Genomic DNA, 22,118 nt, shown 5'->3' on the forward strand with positions numbered 1-22,118 from the left:
CGGCCCGCGCCGCGAGCGCGGTCGGCACGCGGCACGGCCCCCCGCCGGCTCGCGTGCGGCGGCAGGGACTGGTCTGCGCCACCTCGACCACGTGGTCGACGGCCTGCTCGCCCTGCCCGGGCGGTGGGGCACCACGTCCCGCGCGAGCCGCGCCTGCGCGGCGGCGGTGGCGCTGGGCCTGCTCGCGGTGGGCGCCTCGGCGGGGGTCAGCGCCCTGTCCCCGGCACCGGCCGCGACCTCCTCCTCCGCTGACCGGACGGCGGCCGTCGCCGCGCGGGCCGGCTCGGTGCGGGCCTCGTCGTCGTCCTCAACGTCCTCGTCGTCCTCGCAGGCAGCGGCGGCGGTGCCGGCGCCGACCGCCGTCCCGCTGTCAGCGGGCCTGCCCTCCACCGTCCCGGCGCCGACCGCGCTGCGGATCCCCTCCCTCGGCGTCTCCTCGCCCCTGGTGCGCCTAGGCATCCGGCCCGACGGCTCCCTGGAGGTCCCGGCGGACGCGCAGCGGGCGGGGTGGTTCGCGCAGGGCGTCGCCCCGGGGGGCGTCGGGCCGGCGGTCATCGCGGGCCACGTGGACTCCCGCACCGGGCCCGGGGTCTTCGCGCACCTGGCGGGGATCGGGGTGGGCGCGCTGGTGGAGGTGGGCCGCGCTGACGGCAGCACCGCCGAGTTCGTGGTCACCAGCGTCCAGCAGGTGGCCAAGGACGCCTTCCCCACCCAGTCCGTCTACGGCCCGGTGGCCGGTCCGGAGCTGCGCCTCATCACGTGCGGCGGGGCCTTCGACCAGAGCACCGGGCACTACGTGGACAACGTGGTCGTCTACGCCCGGCAGGCGCAGACGACCACGTCGTAGGTCCGGGCGTCAGAGCGAGGGGAACCAGATCCCGATCTCGCGGGCCGCGGACTCCGGCGAGTCCGAGCCGTGCACGAGGTTCTGCTGCACCTTCAGGCCCCAGTCGCGGCCGAGGTCACCGCGGATGGTGCCGGGAGCGGCGGTGGTCGGGTCGGTCGTCCCGGCCAGGGAACGGAACCCCTCGATGCAGCGCTCCCCCTCGACCACCACGGCCACGAGCGGACCGGAGGCCATGAACTCCAGCAGCGGGGCGTAGAACGGCTTGCCCTCGTGCTCGGCGTAGTGGGCGGCCAGCTCGGCCTGCGTCGCCTCGCGCTGCTGCAGGGCCACGATCCGGTACCCCTTCGCCTCGATGCGGGACAGCACGGCCCCGGTGAGGCCGCGGCGCACGCCGTCGGGCTTGACGAGGACGAGGCTGCGCTCGGTGGCGGCGGAGTCGGTGGTCGGCTCAGTGGTCACGGCCCGGACCCTAGCGGCGCACGGGGTCGGGGCCGACCCGACGGCCCCCTGGCGGGTGAGCGCGCGACCCCGGGAGAGCATGGGGACGTGGACGACGACGAGGCGCGCGGCGGCTCCCCCGTGACGGGTGAGGGCTTCGCCGCGCGCCTGCGCCGGGAGACGGCGCAGGCGCACGCGGGCGCGGAGCGCTCGCCGTTCATGGCCGAGCTGCTCGCCGGGGACCTGGCGCCGGAGGCGCTGACGGCGCTGCTGCTGCAGGTGCACCACCTCTACGCCGTGCTCGAGCCCGCCGTCGACGCGATGCGCGGCGACGTCGTCGTCGCCCCGTTCGCCGATGAGCACCTGCGGCGGCTGCCCGCGGTCTCCGAGGACCTGCGGGCCCGGCTCGGCGAGGGGTGGCGCTCCCACCTCGTGCCGCTGCCCGCCACCGAGCGCTACGCGCAGCGGCTCCAGGAGGTGGCGGGGTGGCCCGGCGGGCTGGTGGCCCACCACTACCTGCGCTACCTCGGGGACCTGTCCGGCGGCCAGGTGGTGCGCCGGCTGCTCGCCCGCGCGTACGGGGTGGCCGAGGAGGAGCTGCGCTCGTGGGACTTCCCCGGCGTGCCCTCGCCGAAGCGGTACCGCGACCACTACCGCTCGCTGCTGGACGCGGCCCCGTGGGACGAGGCCGAGCGCGACCGCGTGGTGGCGGAGGCCAGCCGCGGCTACCGGCTCAACGAGGACCTGTTCGCCGACCTCGGCGGCTCGCTGCCCGCCTGGCGCCGCTAGCCCTGTCGCGCCTGGCGCTGCGCCGCGACCTGCTCGGCGAGCTGCGCAGCCCAGCGCCGCCGGTCGCGGTCGATGCGGTGGCCGATGGAGACCAGCCACCACCACAGCGCCGCGAAGCCGAGCGCCACGACGAGGGCCGCGACGCCCGCGTCGACCACCACCAGCGCCAGCCCCGCGCCGACCACCACGAGGAGCAGCTGGACGGCGGTGCCGACCGCCACGCCGCGCGGGCTGCGCGCGGCACCGCTCGCCACGACGCAGACGACGACGAGCGCCAGGCCCACGCCCCAGGTCCACCCGCGGCCGACGCCCTGCCCCGGCAGGAAGGCGGCGGCCACCATGGTCCCGAAGAGGACGGCGAAGGCCTCCAGCAGCAGCGTGGTGGACGCGAGCCGCGCGGTCATCGTGGGCGGCGGCACCGTCAGCTCACCCTGCTGCGCCGGACCCTGGCCCGCGGGGGCGCTCGACGGCTCGGGGCTCTGCGACACGCCTGCCAGCCTACGTCGCCCCTCCCCCACCGCGACGATCACGGAAGTCCGCGCCACCACCGCCGCACACCCCCCGCAGCTCCCGACACCAGGGGTCCGGCGGACGACCTCCGAGTGCGCCGGAGCGCACCCGGTCGGGACAGGGACAGGGGCAGGGGTCGGGGTCAGCGGGCGGTGGGGGCCCGCAGCAGCGTCCGCGCGTCGCCGACGAGCGTGATCGACCCGGTGACGAGCACGCCGGCGCCGAGACCGCCGGGCGCCTCGGACTCCGACCTGTCCACGGCCACCTGGAGGGCCTCGTCGAGCCGCTCGGCCACGTGGACGCGCTCGCCGAGGTCGCCGCCGAAGATGTCCAGGGCGATGTCGGCGAGGTCGTCGACCTCCATGGCGCGCGGCGAGCTGGACCGGGTGATCACCACCTCGTCGAGCACGGGCTCGAGCACCTCGAGCATGCCGAGCGCGTCCTTGCCCTCGAGGACCGCGACCACGCCCACCAGCCGCGTGTACTCGAAGGAGTCCTCCAGGGCCGCCACCAGCGACTGCGCACCGCCGGTGTTGTGGGCGGCGTCGACGAGCACCACCGGCGAGCGGCGCACCACCTCCAGGCGCCCCGGCGTGGTGACGTCGGCGTAGGCGGCGCGCACGACGTCGGGCTCGAGGCCCTCCCCGCCGAGGAACGCCTCCACGGCGGCCAGCGCCACGGCCGCGTTGTGCCCCTGGTGCTCCCCGAACGCCGTGAGCAGCACGTCGGAGTACGTCGTCCCGCCGATGCCCTGCAGCTCCAGCACCTGCCCGCCGACGGCGACCACGCGCGAGGTGACCCCGAACTCCAGGCCCTCGCGGGCCACCGTGGCGCCCACCTCGACGGCGCGGCGCAGCAGCACCTGCGCGGCCTCGACGGGCTGCTGGGCGAGCACCACGGCGCAGCCTTCGGTGAAGATGCCGGACTTCGTCTCGGCGATCTCCTCGACGGTGTCGCCCAGCAGCTCGGTGTGGTCCAGGGAGATCGGCGTGACCACGGCGACGGTGGCGTCGGCGACGTTGGTGGCGTCCCACGTGCCACCGACCCCGACCTCGACCACGGCGACGTCCACCGGCGCGTCGGCGAACGCCGCGAAGGCCAGTACGGCGAGCGCCTCGAAGTACGTCAGCGGCACCTGCCCGTCCTGGCGCAGGCGACCGTCGACGATGGCGAGGTAGGGCGCGACGTCCTCGTGGACCGCCACGAACGCCTCGTCGGAGATCGGCTCGCCGTCGATGCTGATGCGCTCGGTCACGCTGGACAGGTGCGGGCTGGTGAAGCGCCCGGTGCGCAGGTTCATCTCGCGCAGCAGCCGCTCGGCGAACCGCGAGGTCGACGTCTTGCCGTTGGTGCCCGTCAGGTGGATGACCGGGTAGGCGCGCTGCGGGTCCCCCAGCAGCTCCAGCACCTGCCGGACCGGCTCCAGGCGCGGCTGGACCGCGCTCTCCGGGGTGCGCGCGAGCAGCTCGGCGTGCACGGCGCGCAGCCGCGCGGCCGCCTCGCGGCGCTCCTCGGCCTGCTGCGCCGCCCGCTCCGGCGAGCCGCCCTCGACGCGGCTCATCGCGCGCTCGCAGCGGCAGCGGCCTTGGTGACCTCGACGAGCACGTCGTCCGAGCCGGGCCTCACCTCGACGCTCGTGGCGAGCACCTCCTCGGCGATGCGGCCGGCGTGGGCGCGGGCCCACGCCTCCCGCTCGTCCGGCACGTCGAGCACCAGCGCGATCCTGTCGGAGACGTGCAGGCCGGCGGTCTTGCGGGCGTCCTGGACGAGCCTGACGACGTCGTTGGCCCAGCCCTCGGCCGCCAGCGCGTCGTCCACGGCGGTCTCCAGGACGACGAAGCCGCCGCCCGGCAGCGTGGCGGTGGCGCGCTCCGACGCTCCCTCGGTGTCCTGGGCGACGACCGTGCTCAGCTCGTACTCCCCGGGGAGCAGCTCGATCCCGCCGGCGACCACGCTCTCGGTCCCGTCGGGTGCCGTGCGGACCTCGAAGGCGCCGCTGCGGGAGGCCTGGATGGCCTGCTGCACCTGCTTGCCGATGCGCGGGCCGGCGGCCCGGGCGTTGACGGTGAGCTTCTGCGTCACGCCGAACCTCTCGGCGGCGGAGTCCTCCGCGTCGAGCAGGACGACGTCCTTGACGTTGACCTCGTCCGCGACGAGCGAGACCAGCTGCGCCAGCGCCCCCTCGGAGCCACCGCCGGGGACGGCGACCGTGAGGCGCGGCAGCGGCTGCCGCACGCGCAGACCGCCGGCCTTGCGCAGGCCCAGGGCCGCCGAGCACGCGGCGCGCACGGCGTCCATGGCCTCCACGAGGTCCGGGTCGCCCGGGAGGTCCTCCACGGAGGGGTAGTCGGCCAGGTGCACGCTGCGTCCGCCGGTCAGGCCGCGCCACACCTCCTCCGCGGTGAGCGGCAGCAGCGGCGCCACCACGCGGGTGAGCACCTCCAGCACCGTGTGGAGGGTGTCGACGGCGTCGACGGCGTCCGGGCCGTTGCCCCAGAACCGCTCCCGCGAGCGCCGCACGTACCAGTTGGTGAGCAGGTCGAGGAAGACGCGGACGCTCTCGCAGGCCCCGGCGACGTCGAGGGCGTCGAGCTGGCCGCGCACCTGGCCGACCAGGTCGCGCAGGCTGGCGAGGACGTACCTGTCGAGCTCGTGGGGCGAGTCGGTGCGCCAGCGGCCGACGATCCCTGCGCCGTCGTCGTCCTGAGCGCCGTCGGGACGCAAGGCGCCGGCGTAGAGGGCGAGGAAGTACCAGGTGCTCCACAGCGGCAGCAGCACCTGGCGCACGCCGTCGCGGATGCCGGCCTCGGTGGTGACGAGGTTGCCGCCGCGCAGGATGGGGCTGGACATGAGGAACCAGCGCATGGCGTCGGCGCCGTCGCGGGCGAAGACCTCCGAGACGTCCGGGTAGTTGCGCAGGCTCTTGGACATCTTGCGGCCGTCGTCGCCGAGCACGATGCCGTGCACGAGCGCGGTGCGGAACGCCGGACGGTCGAACAGCGCGGTGGCCAGCACGTGCAGCGTGTAGAACCAGCCGCGCGTCTGGCCGACGTACTCGACGATGAAGTCGCCCGGGTAGTGGTCCTCGAACCACTCGGCGTTCTCGAACGGGTAGTGGACCTGGGCGAACGGCATCGAGCCGGACTCGAACCAGCAGTCGAGCACCTCGGGCACGCGGCGCATGGTCGAGCGCTCCCCCTCAGGACGGGGGTCGTCGGGGTTCGGGCGGGTCAGCTCGTCGACGAACGGCCGATGGAGGTCGGTGACCTGCACGCCGAAGTCGCGCTCGAGCTCGGCCAGGGAGCCGTAGACGTCGACCCGCGGGTAGGTGGGGTCGTCGCTGGTCCACACCGGGATCGGGCTGCCCCAGAAGCGGTTGCGGCTGATGGACCAGTCGCGGGCGCCCTCGAGCCACTTGCCGAAGGAGCCGTCCTTGACGTGGCCGGGCACCCAGTCGATCTGCTGGTTGAGCTCGACCATGCGGTCGCGGAACTGGGAGACGGCCACGAACCAGCTGCTCACGGCGCGGTAGATGAGCGCGTTGCCGCAGCGCCAGCAGTGCGGGTACGGGTGGTCGTAGGTCTCCTGGCGGACGAGCACCGTGCCGTCGGTGACCGGGCTGCTGGCGGCCTCGTCCCCTCCGCGGGTGGCGGCCTTGAGGTCCTTGATGATCACCGTGTTGGCGTCGAAGACGTGCTGGCCCTCGTAGTCGGAGACGCGGGCGTCGAACCTCCCCTGCCCGTCCACGGGCACGACCGCCTCGATGCCGGCGGCGTCGGTGACGAGCTTGTCGTCCTCGCCGAAGGCGGGAGCGATGTGCACCACGCCGGTGCCGTCGTCGGTGGTGACGTAGTCGGCCAGGAGCACCTGGTGGGCGTTCTCCCGGCCGGTGAAGTAGGAGAAGGCCGGGGTGTAGGTGGTGCCGAGCAGCTCGCGGCCGACCTTGGTGGCGAGCACCACCGGCGACTCGCCCAGCTCGCGGGCGTAGGCGCCGACGCGCGCCGCGGCCATCACGAGGCGCTGCCCCGCGAAGGCGCCCTCGGAGGGCTCCACGAGGGCGTACTCGACGTCCGGGCCGACGGCCATGGCGAGGTTGGAGGGCAGCGTCCACGGCGTCGTCGTCCAGACGAGCGCCTTCGCGCCGGCCCACTCGCCGCTGGTCAGCGTCATGCCGACGGTGACGGCCGGGTCCTGCCGCTGGCGGTAGACGTCGTCCATGCGGGTCTCGGTGTTGGACAGCGGCGTCTCGCAGCGCCAGCAGTACGCCAGCACGCGGAAGCCCTCGTAGACCAGGCCCTTGTCCCACAGGGTCTTGAACGCCCACATCACCGACTCCATGTAGTCGGTGTCGAGGGTCTTGTAGTCGTGGTCGAAGTCGACCCAGCGGGCCTGGCGGGTGACGTAGTCGCGCCACTCGTCGGTGTACTTCAGCACCGAGGTGCGGCACGCGTCGTTGAACGCCGCGACGCCCAGCTCCTCGATCTGGCTCTTGTGCGTGATGCCCAGCTGGCGCTCGGCCTCGACCTCGGCGGGCAGGCCGTGGCAGTCCCACCCGAAGCGCCGCTCGACGCGCTTGCCGAGCATCGTCTGGTAGCGGGGCACGACGTCCTTGACGTACCCGGTGAGCAGGTGGCCGTAGTGGGGCAGGCCGTTGGCGAAGGGCGGTCCGTCGTAGAAGACGTACTCGTTGCTCCCCTTCTCGCCGGCCTCGCGGGCGCCGACCGAGGCCTCGAAGGTGTCGTCGGCCTTCCAGTGCGCCAGCACCGCGGCCTCGAGGTCGGGGAAGCTCGGGGAGGCCGGCACGCCGGTGCCGTCGCCCAGGGCCGAGGCCAGGGGGTAGGACTTCTTCTGCTCGCCGAGCTCGGTCACGTCACACCTTCCGCGATCCACCAGATCAGGTCGGTGCGAGGACGACGCCCGCCGTGCTGGCCGGGCCCCGCGGTACCACCCCGCTTGCCGCCACCGCCCTCCCCGGACCCGCCGGGGACGACGACGACGACCGCTCGTCGCGCAGCGCTGACGGGCTGCTCCCGTCCGGTTCTACTGGGGGTCCGCGCCTGCCGGTGCGGGCCCTGTTCTTCCGGAGGCTCACCGGTGATGGCCGGGTCGGTGCCTGTGCTGGCGATCCTACGCCGCCGTCCCCCCTGACCGCCTCCCCCTTCCCGACGGTCGAGGACCCCCGCGCCGCACCAGCACGACCCCGCAGCGGCTCGGGCCTCCGGCCACCTCGCCGCGCTGGCACGGCCGTGGTCGTCGGGGCGGTGGCGGGTGGGGGTGCGAGAACAGCCCGGGGCGGTGAGGGTGGCGGGCGTGACCGAGACCAGCGCTGAGAACAGCGCCACCAGCACCGCCCGACCCGCCGTCGCCCTGCTGGGCACGGGGATCATGGGCACCGGCATGGCGCGCAACATCGCCGCCGCCGGCCTGCCGCTGACCGTCTGGAACCGCACGCGCGAACGGGCCGAGCCGCTGGCCGACGTCGCCACCGTGGCGGGCTCCCCCGCCGACGCCGTCCGCGGCGCCGACGTGGTGGTGGTGATGCTCATGGACGCCGACGCCGTCCTCGACGTCCTGGCGCAGGCGGAGCCGGGGCTGCGCGACGGCGTCGTCGTCGTCCAGACCAGCACCATCGGGCCGGACGGCACCCGGCGGGTCGCGGACTGGGCGGGCCAGCGCGGCGTGCAGCTGCTCGACGCGCCGGTGCTCGGGACGAAGGGCCCGGCCGAGCAGGGGAAGCTCGTGGTGCTGGCGTCCGGACCGGCGGCGGCCCGCGAGGCGGCCCGCCCGGTGCTCGAGGCGGTGGGGGCGCGCGCGGTCGAGCAGGACGAGGTCGGGTCGGGCAGCGCGCTGAAGCTGGCGTGCAACAACCTCGTCGCGACGCTCGTGGAGTCCGTGGCGGAGTCGCTGGTGCTGGCCCGCGCCCTCGGCGTCGACCCGCACCTGGTGCTGGAGGCCGTGCGCGGCGGCGCGATGGACTCCCCGTACGTGCAGCTCAAGGGCACGGCCATGCTCGAGGACGCGCTCGACGACGCGGCGTTCCCACTGGCGGGGGCCGCCAAGGACACCCGGCTCATCGTCGAGGCCGCCCGTGCCGCCGGTGTGGAGCTGGCGGTGGCCGAGGCGGTGCAGCGGCGCTTCGCCGCGGCGGTGGAGGCCGGTCAGGGCAGCGCCGACCTCGCCGCCACCTTCCGCGCGCCCCGCTGACGGGCCGCAGCCGCCCCTCCCGGTCCGGGGAGGGGCGGCTGCCGGCCGTGCGTCAGGCGGCGCCGACCGAGCGGTGCCCGGCGCCCGCTCCGCGCCCGTCGAGGGCGTCGAGGGCGGCGAGCTCGGCGCGGACGAGGTCGGCCAGGGGGCCGACGTGGGGCTCCTGCAGCACCCCGGTGTGGTCGCCGCCGGTGCGGTGCATCGACCAGGGGCCGCTGAGGTGGTCCGCCCAGCGGGAGCGGGCCTCGGCGTCGGGGTCGTCGGCGGCCACCAGCACCAGGGCGCGGCCGTCCCACGGCTGCGTCCGGTAGCGGCGCTGCAGCAGCTTGCCCTGCAGGTGGAACCTGTCGTAGTGCCCGAGCCCGTGGCTCTGGACCACGCCGGTGAGCAGGATCGAGGCCAGCACCTTGGCGCGCCGCAGCAGCGGCCCGTCCAGCGCCGGCGGCGCGAGGTCGGGGTCGGGCGGGAAGGAGTCGATGACCACCAGCGACTCGACCTGCTCCCCCGCCTCGCGCAGCTGCTGGGCGAGGTCGAGCGCCACCAGGGCGCCCAGGGAGTGGCCGGCCAGGCGGTAGGGGCCGTGCGGCTGCACCTGGCGCAGCTGCGCCAGGTGGTGGCGGGCCCGGCTGCGGACCGACCACTCCGGGCGTCCACCGCCCTCCAGGCCGCGCGCCTGCAGGGCGACCACCGGCTGGTCCTGGCCGAGGCGCTCGGCGAGGCGCCGGAACGCCAGCGCCACGCCACCGGCCCCGGCCACTACGAACAGCGGGCGGCGCGAGCCGGACCCGTTGAACGTCACCACCGCCGCGTCCCGGCCGGCGCGGCGGCGCCGGCGCAGCGCCTCGGCGAGCTCGGCGACCGTCGGGTTCTCGGCGATGAGGCCGGTGGTGAGCACGTCGGAGGGCACGTCCAGCGAGGACGCCATCGAGGCCAGGAGCGCCTCGGCGGCCAGGGAGTCACCGCCCAGCTCGAAGAAGTCGTCGTGGGCGCCCACGCCGTCGAGGTCGAGGGCGCGCGCCACGAAGGCGGCCACCACCCGCTCCCAGTCCGTGCGCGGCGCGACCCCCCCCACCACCACGGCAGGCGGCGTGGGCAGCGCGGACCTGTCGAGCTTGCCGCGCTCGGTGCGCGGCAGCGCCTCCAGGAGCACCACCTGCTCGGGGACCATGAACGCCGGCAGCGCGGACCGCACGGCGCGCCGCAGCTGCGGCACCTGCACCGCCGGCCCCTCGGGGACCACGTAGGCCACGAGGCGGGCGCGGCCGCCCTCGTCGTCGTCGGTGGGGACGACGCCCACCACCACGGCCTCGCGCACCTCCGGCAGCGCGTGCAGCACGGCGTCGACCTCACCCGGCTCGACGAGGTGGCCGCGGATCTTCACGCTGTGGTCGACCCGCCCCAGCAGCCGCACCACGCCGTCGGCGCCGATGCTGGCGGTGTCGCTGGTGAGGTAGCTGGTGGAGCCGTCGGGGCCGGCCGTGAAGACGGCGGCCGTGGCCTCGGGGGCCCTCCAGTAGCCGTCGGTCAACCAGCGCGAGGTCACCACGAGACGCCCCGTGCCGGTGGCGTGGCGCTGGCCGTCCTCGCCCACCACCTGCAGCGACACCCCGTCGACGGGGCGGCCCACGGGCACCGCGCCGGTGGGCCCGGCCTCGCCGGGGGCGATGACGTGCTCGGCGATGAGCCAGGTCTCGGAGGAGCCGTAGCGGTTGTGCACGGTGCACCCCGGCCCCAGCGCGGTGCGCAGGCGGTCCATCTCGGCGGCGTGGATGGTCTCGCCGGCGGTGGTCACCGCGGTGAGGCGCCCGAGCTGCTCGCCGGGGGCGAGGGCGGCCACCGCGCCGCGCAGGATGGCGGGGCTGGCGGCCAGCACGGTCGCGCCGGTCTCGAGCAGCCAGGCGGGCAGCTCCGAGACGGGGCGGGTGCGGGGGTCGAAGAGGACCTGGGCCGACCCGGTCGCCAGGCCCGCCAGCAGCAGGCCGATGCCGGCGCTGAACGCCATCGGCAGGAGGTTCGCGATGACCGCGCCGGGCCCGTAGCAGCCGCGGCCGTTGGTGGTGGCGTCGTGCAGGACCGACTCCGAGTGCGCCACCACGCCCTTCGGGCGCCCGGTGGACCCGGAGGTGTAGACGATGACGGCCGGTGCGCGGCTGTCGAGCTGGTCCTCGGGCACCGGCCAGGCGCAGCCGGCCGCGGCGCCCCCGGCGTCGTCGTCGGCCAGGGCGACCAGCGCGCGGTCGGTGCGGACCACCCGCGGGGCCAGCTCGGCGGCGTCCGCGGCGCGGGAGCCGTCGGTGACCACGGTGGTGGTGCCGGACTGCTCGACGTAGTGGCGCAGCCGCGCCACCGGGGTGGTGGGGTCCAGGACGACGACGGGCGCGCCCGTGCCGAGCACCGCCAGCACCGCGACGGCGGCGGGCGCCCCGTGGCCCAGCAGCACCGCGACCGGCTCGCCGGACGGCGCCGCGGCGGCGATCCTGGACGACAGCGCGGCGGCGCGGCGCTCCAGCTCGGCGTAGTCGAGGCGCACCGCCCCGTCGTCCACCGCCAGCGCGTCCGGCAGGGCGGCCGCCACGTGGCGGACCCGGCTGACGACGTGCTGGGACACCCCTTGCGCCGTCAGGGCGACGAACTCCCCGTCGCTCACCCCATCAGCCTCCGACCTGCTCATCTGCGTCCCCCTCGATCAGCGACCAACCCTACGGTCCCCAGCAGAAGCCGCCAGGTCTCGTCGACCGCTCGGAGTACGCCTGTGATCCAGACCCAGCCGTCCGCACCAGTCCGCATACCGCCGTTGCACCTGTCGGCGCTGACGCTCAAGACCACGGGGTTCGCCCAGCGCGTGCGTGCCGCGGCCTCGGCCGGGTACGCCGGCATCGGTCTGGGCGCCGCCGACTACCTCAGCGCGCGCCGCAGCGGCATCGCGGAGGACGACATCCGCGGCTACCTGACCCGTGCGGGTCTGGAGGTGGTGGAGCTGGAGTTCCTGCGCGACTGGTGGACCGAGGCCGACGTGCGGGGCACGCGCCTGGAGGAGGACATCCTCCTGCACCTGGCCGACCTCACCGGGGCCCAGCAGATCAACGTCGGCCTCTTCGACGTGGTCCCCGACGACGTGGTGCGCCGCGGCTTCGAGCGGCTCTGCACCCGCGCGGCCCGCCACGGGCTGCGGATCGGCGTGGAGTTCATGCCCTACGCCGAGCTCCGCACCCTGGCCGCGGCGCGAGCGCTGGTCGAGGACGTCGGCGCCCCGAACTCCGGGCTGATCCTCGACGCCTGGCACTGGCACCGCTCCGGCGGCTCGCTGGAGGAGGTCGCGGCCGTGGCCGAGGACGGCCTCGTGGTCTCGGTGCAGCTGTGCGACGCGCTGCCCGAGCCGCTGGCGGACCTGCGCGAGGAGGGCCGCCACCACCGCCAGCTCCCCGGGACCGGCGCGGTGGACCTGCAGGCCTGGCTCGAAGCGCTCGCCCCGGCGCTGGAGGGCTCCTCCGCCCGGCCCGCGGCCACCGTGGCCACCGAGGTGCTGTCCGACGCGGTGGTCGCCGACGGCGCGGGCGAGGCCTGCCGGCTGACCTTCGACGCCGGACGGCGCGTGCTCGAGGCCTTCGCCGACCGGCGGGACGCGCTGGACCGGTGACGGCGCCGCGCCGTCGTCACCGCTGCTCGCGCACCACCTTGTGCTGCGCGGCCTGCGCCAGCGGGCGCACCACGAGCAGGTCCACGTTGACGTGGCGGGGCCGCGTGAGCATCCACGCCACGCAGTCGGCGACGTCCTCGGCCACCAGCGGCTCCCGCACGCCCGCGTAGACGGCCTCGGCCCTCGCGCGGTCACCGCCGGTGCGGTTGAGGGCGAACTCGTCGGTCTTCACCATCCCCGGCGCCACCTCGAGCACGCGGACGGGGTCACCGGCCAGCTCCAGGCGCAGCGTCTCGGCCATGACGGACTCGGCGTGCTTGGCCGCCGTGTACCCGCCGCCGCCCTCGTAGGCGATGCGCGCGGCGGTGGAGCTCATCACCAGCACGTCGCCGCCGCGGCCCGCGCGCAGCGCCGGCAGCAGGGCCTGGGTGGTGCGCAGGGTGGCGAGCACGTTGACGTCGAACATGCGCTGCCAGTCCTCGACCTTCCCGTGCTCCACGGTCTCGGTGCCGAAGGCGCCCCCGGCGTTGTTGACCAGCGCCGTGAGGTCCCCGTCGAAGCGCTCCGCCACGGCGGCGCGCAGCGCGTCGACGTCGCTGGGGTCGGTGAGGTCGGCGGTGAGGGTCTCGCAGCCGGTCTCGCCGGCGAGGGCGGTCAGGCGGTCGGTGCGGCGGGCGACGGCGAGCACGCGGTAGCCCTCGGCGCGCAGGCGGCGCACGGTGGCCGCTCCGATGCCCGAGCTGGCTCCCGTCACGACGGCGGTGGGGCTCTGGGGGTCGCGGGTGCGGGCGGCGTCGGAGCTCATGCGCCGATCCCACCACGACCGAGCCGATCACCACCCGCCCGGTGCGGAGGGGGGCTGGTCCGCTGGTGCGCCGGGCGGGCCGACCCGGCTGGTCTGGGAGGATGGCGGCGTGTCCGTGACCGACCGCCCCACCTCCCCGACCGGCAGCCCGACCGGCGTCCCCGACCGCCCGGCCCTGGAGGGCCTGGAGCAGGCGTGGGACGCCGCGTGGACCGAGCGCGGCACCTACGCCTTCCCCCGCGCCGAGGCCCTGGCCGCGCCTGCCGGCGTCTTCGCCGTCGACACCCCGCCGCCGACCGTGTCCGGCTCGCTGCACGTGGGGCACGTCTTCAGCTACACGCACACCGACGTCGTCGCCAGGTTCCAGCGGATGCGCGGGCGCACGGTCTTCTACCCGATGGGGTGGGACGACAACGGCCTGCCCACCGAGCGCCGGGTCCAGAACTACTACGGCGTGCGCTGCGACCCGTCGCTGCCCTACGAGGGCGAGGGGTTCACCCCGCCGCACTCCGGTGACGCGGGCTCGGTCAAGGCCGCCGACCAGGTGCCGGTCTCGCGGCGCACCTTCGTGGCGCTGTGCGAGCAGCTGACCGCCGAGGACGAGAAGGAGTTCGAGGCGCTGTGGCGCCGCCTGGGCCTGTCGGTCGACTGGTCGCTGACGTACTCCACCATCGGCGGGCCGGCCCGCGCGGCGTCGCAGCGCATGTTCCTGCGCGACCTCACCCGCGGCGCCGCCTACCAGGCGCAGGCCCCGGGCCTGTGGGACGTGACGTTCCAGACCGCCGTCGCCCAGGCCGAGCTGGAGGCCCGCGACTACCCGGGCGCCTACCACGAGGTCGCCTTCACGAAGGCCGACGGCAGCGGCGAGGTGGTCATCGAGACCACCCGCCCGGAGCTGCTGCCCGCGTGCGTGGCGCTCATCGCCCACCCCGACGACGAGCGCTACCAGGCGCTGTTCGGCACCACCGTGGTCTCCCCCGTCTTCGGGGTCGAGCTGCCGGTGCTCGCGCACCCGGCCGCCGAGCCCGACAAGGGCGCGGGCATCGCGATGTGCTGCACCTTCGGCGACCTCACCGACGTCACGTGGTGGCGCGACCTCGACCTGCCGACCCGCCCCGTCGTCGCCCGCGACGGCCGGCTGGTGCGCGAGGTGCCGTCGTGGCTGTCCGGTGGTGGTGCTGCGGCGTACGGCGAGCTCGCCGGCAAGACCACGCACTCCGCGCGCATCGCCGTCGTCGACGCCCTCAAGGCCTCCGGCGCACTGAAGGCGGACCCGAAGCCCACCCAGCGCAAGGCCAACTTCTTCGAGAAGGGCGACAAGCCCCTCGAGATCGTCACCTCGCGCCAGTGGTACCTGCGCAACGGGGGCCGCTCCGCGGCCGGGTACGAGTCCCTGCGCGACGAGCTGCTGGCCCGCGGCAAGGAGCTCGGCTTCCACCCCGACTTCATGCGCGTGCGCTACGAGAACTGGGTCGGCGGGCTCACCGGTGACTGGCTGGTCTCCCGCCAGCGGTTCTTCGGCGTGCCGATCCCGGTCTGGTACCGCGTCGGGGAGTCCGGTGAGGTGTCCTACGAGGACGTGCTGGTGCCGTCCGAGGACTCGCTCCCGGTGGACCCCTCCAGCGACGTGCCGCCGGGCTTCGAGGAGTCGCAGCGCGGGGTGGCCGGCGGCTTCGTCGGTGAGACCGACGTCTTCGACACCTGGGCCACCTCGTCGCTGACCCCGCAGATCGCCGGCGGGTGGGAGCGCGACCCGGAGCTGTTCTCCGCGGTCTTCCCCTTCGACCTGCGCCCCCAGGGCCAGGACATCATCCGCACCTGGCTGTTCTCCACCGTGGTGCGCGCCCACCACGAGCACGGGTCGCTGCCCTGGTCGGACGCCGCCATCAGCGGCTGGATCCTCGACCCGGACCGCAAGAAGATGAGCAAGTCCAAGGGCAACGTCGTCACGCCGCTGGGCCTGCTGGAGGAGCACGGCGCCGACGGCGTCCGCTACTGGGCGGCCTCGGCGCGCCTGGGCACCGACGCCGCCTTCGAGGTCGGGCAGATGAAGATCGGGCGCCGCCTGGCGCTCAAGCTGCTCAACGTCTCCAAGTTCGCCCTGTCCATGGGCGCCACCGACCCGACCGCGCCGGTCACGGAGGCGATCGACAGGTCGGTGCTGGCCGGGCTGGCCTCCGTGGTGAGGACGGCGACGGACGCGCTCGAGCGCTACGAGCACACCGCGGCGCTCCAGGCGGCCGAGGCGTTCTTCTGGGCGTTCTGCGACGACTACGTCGAGCTGGTCAAGGACCGCGCCTACGGCGCCCAGGGCGAGGAGGCCGCCGCCTCCGCGCGGGCGACCCTGGCCCGGTCCCTCGACACGATGCTGCGCCTGTTCGCGCCGTTCCTGCCCTTCGCCACCGAGGAGGTCTGGAGCTGGTGGCGCGCCGACGAGGAGGGCTCGGTGCACACCGCGCCCTGGCCGAGCGCGGAGCCGCTGTCCGAGGCTGCCGACGGCGCCGACCCGGTGCTGCTCGCCACGGTCGGCCGGGCGCTCGCCGGTGTGCGGAAGGCCAAGAGCGAGGCGAAGGCCTCCATGCGCACCGAGGTCGTCACCGCCACGGTGACGGCGCCGGCCGCGCTGGTGCCGCTGCTCGAGGCCGGCTCCGCCGACCTCGCCGCGGCGGGTCGCGTGCGCGACCTGCGCATCACCGCCGGCAGCGCGGACGAGGTCGCGGTGACCGACGTCGAGCTGGCGCCCCCCGCCCCCACCGCCTGACGGACGGTCCACGCGCCGCCCGACCGCGCTCGTCAGGAGCACCGACCGACGAGGCCCCGCCCGACTCCCTCGGGCGGGGCCTCGCTCGGTCCCCCCTCCCCCTCCGCGACGATCAAGGAAGTTGCACCCAGTCCGACCGCCCCCGCGGCCCCACAGCCCCACGCGCCCCCTTCCCTGACGATCAAGGAAGTCGTCCACAGCCGCCACTGCGCCTGTGCACGACGCCAGCGGCGATCACGCCCGAGTCGTGACAGTGGGTGCATGATCGATCCGTTGCTGCCCGACGAGCCTCTCCCGCCCTTCCAACGCTCAGACCTGCACAGGCTCGGCCTCTCGCAACGACAGCTGGAGGCTGCGCTGGCTGTCGGCGCCGTCGTGCAACCCATGACCGGCGTCTACCTCGACGCCCGCACCGCGCACCACGGCACCACCCGCGCCAGGGCGGTCGCCCTCGCCGTCGGGGAGGACGCCGTCATCACCCGGTCCCTCGCCGCCTGGCTGCACGGCTTCGACCCTCGCGCACCCCACGAGCGCGAGCAGCCGCTGCCCCTCGAGTGCCTGGTCCTGCCTGGACGGCGCGCACCCGACCGGCGGGGTCTCGCCACCCACGTCGACAGGCTCCCCGATGACGACGTCGTGCTGCTCCACGGCATCCCCGTGACCACCATCGAGCGGACGGTGCTGGACACGTCCCGGTTCCTCAGGCCCCACATGGGTCTCGCGGTGGCCGACGCCGTGGCGCACGCCGGTCTCATCAACCCGGCGGAGCTGCTGCCCCGCTACGACGAGTGGCCGCCCCGCCAGCGCTGGATGGCGCGCGGCAAGAGGTGCCTGGACCTCTGCGAGCCGGACACCGAGTCGTACGGAGAGTCGTGGACCCGGCTGCGCATCGTCGATGCCGGCTTCCCCCGCCCCCGCCCGCAGATCTGGGTGCCAGAGCAGCGCCAGGGCGCCTACCGGCTCGACATGGGCTGGGAAGAGGTCCGCACGGCGATCGAGTACGACGGCGAGGAGGACCACAGCGAGCAGGAGGACCGCGACCACGACGACGACCGCCGACAGGACCTGCACGACCGCTACGGGTGGACGGTGTGGCCAGTCCGCAAGGGCGACGTGCTGGGGTACGACATGGCGGTCGAGCGGGCGGTCGGCGAGCTCCTGAGCAGGGAACCGACGATCAGGAAGCGGCTCTGGTGAACCCCTCCACCTCGATCAGCACGGAGGGCGACGGCCGCCGGTGGCGACTTCCTTGATCGTCACGGACGGGGGGGTCCCGGCTACGACGCGGCGGACGTCGTGGGGGTGGGTCAGGCGGACTTGTCGCGGCGCTCGCGCTTGCGGGCCTCGGAGGCCTTGTCCTTGGGCACCAGGGTCGGGTTGACGTTCGTCAGCACGACGTCGCGGTCCACCACCACGCGCGCGACGTCGTCGCGGCTGGGGAGGTCGAACATCACCGGGAGGAGGACCTCCTCCATGATCGCGCGCAGGCCGCGGGCGCCGGTGCCGCGCAGGATGGCCTGCTCGGCGACGGCGACGAGCGCCTCGTCGGAGAACTCCAGCTCCACGCCGTCGATCTCGAACATGCGCTGGTACTGCTTCACCAGGGCGTTGCGCGGCTCGGTGAGGATCCGGACCAGCGCCTCGGCGTCGAGCTCTCGCACCGTGGTGATGACCGGAAGGCGGCCGATGAACTCCGGGATGAGCCCGAACTTCAGCAGGTCCTCGGGCATGACCTTGCCGAACATGCTGGGCAGGTCGGACGCCGCGTGCAGCGGGGCGCCGAAGCCGATGCCCTTCTTGCCCATGCGGCCCTGGATCATCTCCTCCAGGCCTGCGAAGGCGCCGCCCACGATGAACAGCACGTTCGTCGTGTCGATCTGGATGAACTCCTGGTGCGGGTGCTTGCGGCCGCCCTGCGGCGGCACCGACGCCGTCGTCCCCTCGAGGATCTTCAGCAGCGCCTGCTGCACGCCCTCGCCGGAGACGTCGCGGGTGATCGACGGGTTCTCGCTCTTGCGGGCGATCTTGTCGACCTCGTCGATGTAGATGATGCCCGTCTCGGCCTTCTTGACGTCGTAGTCAGCGGCCTGGATGAGCTTGAGGAGGATGTTCTCGACGTCCTCACCGACGTAGCCCGCCTCGGTGAGGGCCGTGGCGTCGGCGATGGCGAACGGGACGTTCAGCATCTTGGCGAGGGTCTGCGCCAGGTACGTCTTGCCGCAGCCGGTGGGGCCGATGAGCAGGATGTTCGACTTGGCGATGTCGACGGGCTCCTCGACCTTCTTGGCCGGGTCGGACGCCTGGATGCGCTTGTAGTGGTTGTAGACGGCCACGCTCAGCGCCCGCTTGGCGTCGTCCTGGCCGATGATGTACTGCTCGAGGAAGCTGAAGATCTCGCGCGGCTTGGGCAGCTCGACCAGGCCCAGCTCGCTGGCCTCGGCGAGCTCCTCCTCGATGATCTCGTTGCAGAGGTCGATGCACTCGTCGCAGATGTAGACCCCGGGGCCCGCGATGAGCTTCTTGACCTGCTTCTGGCTCTTCCCGCAGAACGAGCACTTGAGCAGGTCCGCACCATCGCCGATCCGTGCCACGTGGGGGGCCTCCTCGAGTAGTCCCGCGCGCCTGCGCGGATGGGTCCATGGAACACCACTGACGACGCTGTGTCAGCGGGACGAGCGGAGTTGCGGGCGGTGCCCGGCGGTGTGTCCGCCGGGCACCGCCCGCAGGCTCACGCGGAGGCCAGCGCGGAGGCCTTGCGGCTCTCGAGCACCTGGTCGACGAGGCCGTAGTCCTTGGCCTGGTCAGCGGTGAGGATCTTGTCGCGCTCGATGTCGACCTTGACCTGCTCGGTGGAGCGGCCGGTGTGCTTGGCCAGCGTGGTCTCCAGCCAGGAGCGCATGCGCAGCACCTCGGCGGCCTGGATCTCGATGTCGGAGGCCTGGCCGTAGTCACCGCCCGGGCTCGCCGGCTGGTGGATGAGGACGCGGGCGTTCGGCAGCGCGAGGCGCTTGCCGGGGCTGCCCGCGGCCAGCAGGACGGCCGCCGCGGAGGCCGCCTGCCCGAGGCAGACGGTCTGGATGTCGGGCCGGATGTACTGCATCGTGTCGTAGATCGCGGTCAGCGCGGTCATCGAGCCACCGGGGCTGTTGATGTACAGCGTGATGTCGCGGTCCGGGTCCTGCGCCTCGAGGACGAGGAGCTGGGCCATGACGTCGTCGGCCGACGCGTCGTCGACCTGGACGCCCAGGAAGATCACGCGGTCCTCGAAGAGGCGCGTGTAGGGGTCCTGGCGCTTGAAGCCGTACGCCGTGCGCTCCTCGAACTGCGGGAGGACGTAGCGGGACGACGGCGCGCCGTGCGGGAAGGTGGGGTTGCTCATCTCGGGGCTCCTGACTCTGCTCGCGTGCTCAGGCCGCGGCCGCACCGGTGCCGCCGCCCTCGGGGACGTCGGCGGCGCTGGTGATGACGTGGTCGATGAAGCCGTACTCCTTGGCCTGCGCCGCGGTGAACCAGCGGTCGCGGTCGTTGTCCTTGTTGATCTGCTCGATCGTCTGGCCGGTCTGGTCAGCGGTGAGCTGGGACAGCGTGCGCTTCATGTCGAGGATCAGCTCGGCCTGGATGGCGATGTCGCTGGCCGTGCCGCCGATGCCGCCCGAGGGCTGGTGCATCATGATCCGCGCGTGGGGGGTGGCGTAGCGCTTGCCCTTGGCGCCGCTGGCCAGCAGGAACTGGCCCATCGACGCGGCCAGGCCCATCGCCACCGTCGCGACGTCGGGCTTGACGTACTGCATGGTGTCGTAGATGGCCATGCCCGCGGTCACCGAGCCGCCGGGGCTGTTGATGTACAGCCAGATGTCGCGGTCGGGGTCCTCCGCGGCGAGCAGCATCAGCTGGGCGCAGATGGCGTTGGCGTTGTCATCGCGGACGTCGGAGCCCAGCCAGATGATCCGCTCGCGCAGGAGGCGCTGGTAGATGTGCTCGTCGAGCCCCATGGGGGACGAGGGCTGGCTGCGGGCCGTCACGTCGGCAGCCTCGTGACCGCGCGGCCGGGAATCGCTCACGGGAGTCGCTCTCCATCCGTCTGGGCCGGGTTCGCTTGCCGGCCACCGTCGTGGTCGCCCCCGGTGACGGGTCGGCGACGCTGTCGACCCTAGCGCCGGGCGCGGGCGGGGCAGTCCCGGTCTGCGCCCCTGTTCGCTGCGAGCGCACGTCCCCGGCAGGTGCCGGCCGGCCGCACGCGGTCACCGGACGGACCTGAGCAGGACGACGACGAGCGCCGCCGGCGCCCGCCCCGGCTGCGCCGCGCGGGCCGTCCCGGGCGGCACTGGTCCCGTCCCGGACGAGCACAGGGTGGCCCTGGTCCCGTCTGACGGGACCAGGGCCACCCTGTGCTCGACGGGTGGCGGCTCCGCACGGTGCGCGGAGCGCCGGGTCAGCTCTGGGTGCCGGCGCCCTCGGCGCCCTCAGCGGCCTCCGCCGAGCCGGCGGCCTCCGCGGCCTCCGCCTTCGGCTTGCGGGTGCGCTTGGGCTTCTCCTCCGCGGCCGGCGCCTCAGCGCCCTCGGACGAGCCCTCGGCAGCGGCCTCGGCGTCAGCGGCCGGCTTCTTGGCACGGGTGCGCTTCGGCTTCTCCTCCGCGGCCGGCGCCTCGGCGGCCTCGGCGGCCTCGTCAGCCGAGCCCTCGGCGTCAGCGGCCGGCTTCTTGGCACGGGTGCGCTTGGGCTTCTCCTCGGCGGCCGGCGCCTCAGCGCCCTCGGACGAGCCCTCGGCGGCCTCGTCGGAGGAGCCCTCGGCGTCGTCGTCCTCGTCGCCGAGGTCGACGACCTTGCCGGAGGCGTCCGTGACGGTGGCCTTCTCCAGCACCGAGGCCAGCGCCTTGCGACGGGCGACCTCCTGCACCAGGGCGGGCACCTGGCCGGCCTGGTCCATCGCCTGGGCGAAGGAGTTCGGGTCCATGCCGTAGGCGGGGGCCTGGGCGACGATGTACTCGACCAGCTCCTGCTGGCCCACCGTGACCTCCTCGGCCTCGGCCACGGCGTCCAGGAGGAACTGCGTGCGCAGCACGCGGCGGGTCTCCTCGGTCACCTCGGCGCGGTGCTCGTCGTCCTCGAGGCGGGACTCGTTCTCGAGGTGGCGGTGCACCTCGTCCTCGACGACGCCGTCCGGCACGGGGATCTCGACCTGCTCCAGCAGCGCCTCGAGCACCTTGTCGCGCGCCTGCACGCCCTGGCGGAACTCGGCCTCGTCCTGGGCCTTGGCGCGCAGGTCGGCGCGGAGCTCGTCCACGGTGTCGAACTCGCTGGCCAGCTGCGCGAAGTCGTCGTCGAGCTCGGGCAGCTCACGCACCTTGACCGACTTCACGACGACGGTGACCTCGGCGGACTCGCCGGCGTGCTCGCCACCGGCGAGCGTGGTGGTGAAGGAGCGCTCCTCGTCCACGGAGGCGCCCTCGAGGGCGTCGTCCATGCCCTCGAGCATGGTGCCGCGGCCCACGACGTAGGTGATGCCCTCGGCGGAGTCGATCTGCTCGCCGTCGATCTCGGCCTTGAGGTCGAGGGTGACGGAGTCCTCGGTCTGCACGGCGCGCTCGACGGGCACCAGGGTGCCGAAGCGGACGCGGAGCTCCTCGAGCTTGGCGTCGACGTCGGCGTCGGTGACCTCGACGTCGTCCACGGAGACGGCGATGGTGGAGAAGTCGGGCAGGTCGATGGTCGGGCGGACGTCCACCTCGGCGGTGAACTTCAGCTCGCCGGCGTCGGCGCCCTCGCCGACCGGCACCTCGGTGATCTCCACGTCGGGCTGGCCCAGCGGGCGGACCGAGCTCTCCTGCACGGCCTGCTGGTAGAAGCCGGGCAGCGCGTCGTTGACGGCCTCCTGGATGACGACGCCGCGCCCGAAGCGCTGGTCGATGACGCGCGCGGGAACCTTGCCGCGGCGGAAGCCCGGCACCGTGACCTGGCCGCCGATCGACTTGTACGCCTTGTCGAGGCTCGGCTTCAGCTCGGCGAAGGACACCTCGACGGTGAGCTTGACCCGCGTCGGGTTGAGGGTCTCGACGTCGCTCTTCACGGCAGGGGTTCTCCAGGTCTTGAGACGGTCGGTCAGTCAGGCGTTCCGGTCCAGCGGGCG

At 74.2% G+C, this 22,118-nt stretch carries 16 protein-coding genes; 6 read left to right on the forward strand and 10 right to left on the reverse strand.

Annotation, left to right across the window (positions count from 1 at the left end):
- The coding region (locus H7K62_RS12595; RefSeq protein WP_222437548.1) for a class F sortase at nucleotides 1-847 on the forward strand (847 nt) is incomplete at its 5' end.
- 9 nt (nucleotides 848-856) lie between these two features.
- Here H7K62_RS12595 and ndk read toward each other — a convergent pair.
- A complete protein-coding gene (gene ndk, locus H7K62_RS12600; RefSeq protein ID WP_370591756.1) occupies nucleotides 857-1,306 on the reverse strand; it encodes a nucleoside-diphosphate kinase in 450 nt (149 codons plus the stop codon).
- A gap of 87 nt (nucleotides 1,307-1,393) precedes the next feature.
- Here ndk and H7K62_RS12605 point away from each other — a divergent pair, with 87 nt between their 5' ends.
- On the forward strand, nucleotides 1,394-2,074 hold the full coding sequence (locus tag H7K62_RS12605) for a biliverdin-producing heme oxygenase (RefSeq protein WP_222437549.1): 681 nt from the start codon (nucleotides 1,394-1,396) through the stop codon (nucleotides 2,072-2,074).
- On the opposite strand, the gene H7K62_RS12610 is transcribed toward H7K62_RS12605, so the two are convergent.
- The 3 genes from H7K62_RS12610 to ileS all read right to left on the reverse strand — a co-directional run bounded on the left by H7K62_RS12610 (nucleotide 2,071) and on the right by ileS (nucleotide 7,453).
- On the reverse strand, nucleotides 2,071-2,562 hold the full coding sequence (locus H7K62_RS12610) for a DUF4233 domain-containing protein (RefSeq protein WP_186718730.1): 492 nt from the start codon (nucleotides 2,560-2,562) through the stop codon (nucleotides 2,071-2,073). The genes H7K62_RS12605 and H7K62_RS12610 overlap by 4 nt on opposite strands.
- A 164-nt stretch (nucleotides 2,563-2,726) precedes the next feature.
- The gene (locus tag H7K62_RS12615; protein ID WP_186718731.1) at nucleotides 2,727-4,145 is read right to left on the reverse strand and encodes a bifunctional folylpolyglutamate synthase/dihydrofolate synthase; all 1,419 of its coding nucleotides are present in this window, start codon (nucleotides 4,143-4,145) and stop codon (nucleotides 2,727-2,729) included.
- Nucleotides 4,142-7,453, reverse strand: a complete 3,312-nt coding sequence (gene ileS, locus H7K62_RS12620) for an isoleucine--tRNA ligase (RefSeq protein ID WP_186718732.1) — start codon at nucleotides 7,451-7,453, stop codon at nucleotides 4,142-4,144. The genes H7K62_RS12615 and ileS overlap by 4 nt, the downstream gene beginning before the upstream one ends.
- A 441-nt stretch (nucleotides 7,454-7,894) precedes the next feature.
- Here ileS and H7K62_RS12625 point away from each other — a divergent pair, with 441 nt between their 5' ends.
- Nucleotides 7,895-8,788 (forward strand): NAD(P)-dependent oxidoreductase, encoded by an 894-nt coding sequence (locus H7K62_RS12625; RefSeq protein WP_186718733.1) that lies wholly within the window; start codon nucleotides 7,895-7,897, stop codon nucleotides 8,786-8,788.
- Nucleotides 8,789-8,840: 52 nt separating this feature from the next.
- Here the strand turns inward: H7K62_RS12625 and H7K62_RS12630 are convergent, their stop codons facing one another.
- Entirely contained in the window at nucleotides 8,841-11,435 is a 2,595-nt protein-coding gene (locus tag H7K62_RS12630; RefSeq protein ID WP_186718734.1) for an AMP-binding protein, read from the reverse strand.
- A gap of 147 nt (nucleotides 11,436-11,582) precedes the next feature.
- Between H7K62_RS12630 and H7K62_RS12635 the strand changes: the two genes are divergently transcribed.
- A complete protein-coding gene (locus tag H7K62_RS12635; RefSeq protein WP_186718735.1) occupies nucleotides 11,583-12,425 on the forward strand; it encodes a sugar phosphate isomerase/epimerase family protein in 843 nt (280 codons plus the stop codon).
- Between the two features lie 16 nt (nucleotides 12,426-12,441).
- On the opposite strand, the gene H7K62_RS12640 is transcribed toward H7K62_RS12635, so the two are convergent.
- Nucleotides 12,442-13,230: an SDR family oxidoreductase gene (locus H7K62_RS12640; RefSeq protein ID WP_186718737.1), complete on the reverse strand. Its 789-nt coding sequence runs from the start codon at nucleotides 13,228-13,230 to the stop codon at nucleotides 12,442-12,444.
- A 115-nt stretch (nucleotides 13,231-13,345) separates the two neighbouring features.
- Between H7K62_RS12640 and valS the strand changes: the two genes are divergently transcribed.
- Entirely contained in the window at nucleotides 13,346-15,991 is a 2,646-nt protein-coding gene (valS, locus tag H7K62_RS12645) for a valine--tRNA ligase (RefSeq protein ID WP_370591773.1), read from the forward strand.
- Nucleotides 15,992-16,375: 384 nt separating this feature from the next.
- On the forward strand, nucleotides 16,376-17,188 hold the full coding sequence (locus H7K62_RS12650; RefSeq protein WP_186718741.1) for a hypothetical protein: 813 nt from the start codon (nucleotides 16,376-16,378) through the stop codon (nucleotides 17,186-17,188).
- 110 nt (nucleotides 17,189-17,298) lie between these two features.
- Here H7K62_RS12650 and clpX read toward each other — a convergent pair whose 3' ends face one another.
- The 4 genes from clpX to tig form a co-directional block, all read right to left on the reverse strand.
- Nucleotides 17,299-18,582, reverse strand: coding sequence for an ATP-dependent Clp protease ATP-binding subunit ClpX (gene clpX / locus H7K62_RS12655; RefSeq protein WP_186718743.1), 1,284 nt, complete (start codon nucleotides 18,580-18,582; stop codon nucleotides 17,299-17,301).
- A gap of 137 nt (nucleotides 18,583-18,719) precedes the next feature.
- Entirely contained in the window at nucleotides 18,720-19,370 is a 651-nt protein-coding gene (locus tag H7K62_RS12660; RefSeq protein ID WP_186718745.1) for an ATP-dependent Clp protease proteolytic subunit, read from the reverse strand.
- Nucleotides 19,371-19,398: 28 nt separating this feature from the next.
- Complete coding sequence (locus tag H7K62_RS12665) at nucleotides 19,399-19,983, reverse strand: ATP-dependent Clp protease proteolytic subunit (protein WP_186719193.1); 585 nt, start codon at nucleotides 19,981-19,983, stop codon at nucleotides 19,399-19,401.
- Between the two features lie 440 nt (nucleotides 19,984-20,423).
- Nucleotides 20,424-22,058, reverse strand: a complete 1,635-nt coding sequence (tig, locus tag H7K62_RS12670; protein WP_186718747.1) for a trigger factor — start codon at nucleotides 22,056-22,058, stop codon at nucleotides 20,424-20,426.
- Nucleotides 22,059-22,118: the final 60 nt, after the last annotated feature.

Origin of the sequence: Quadrisphaera sp. RL12-1S (assembly GCF_014270065.1) — a bacterium.
Taxonomy (GTDB): domain Bacteria; phylum Actinomycetota; class Actinomycetes; order Actinomycetales; family Quadrisphaeraceae; genus Quadrisphaera.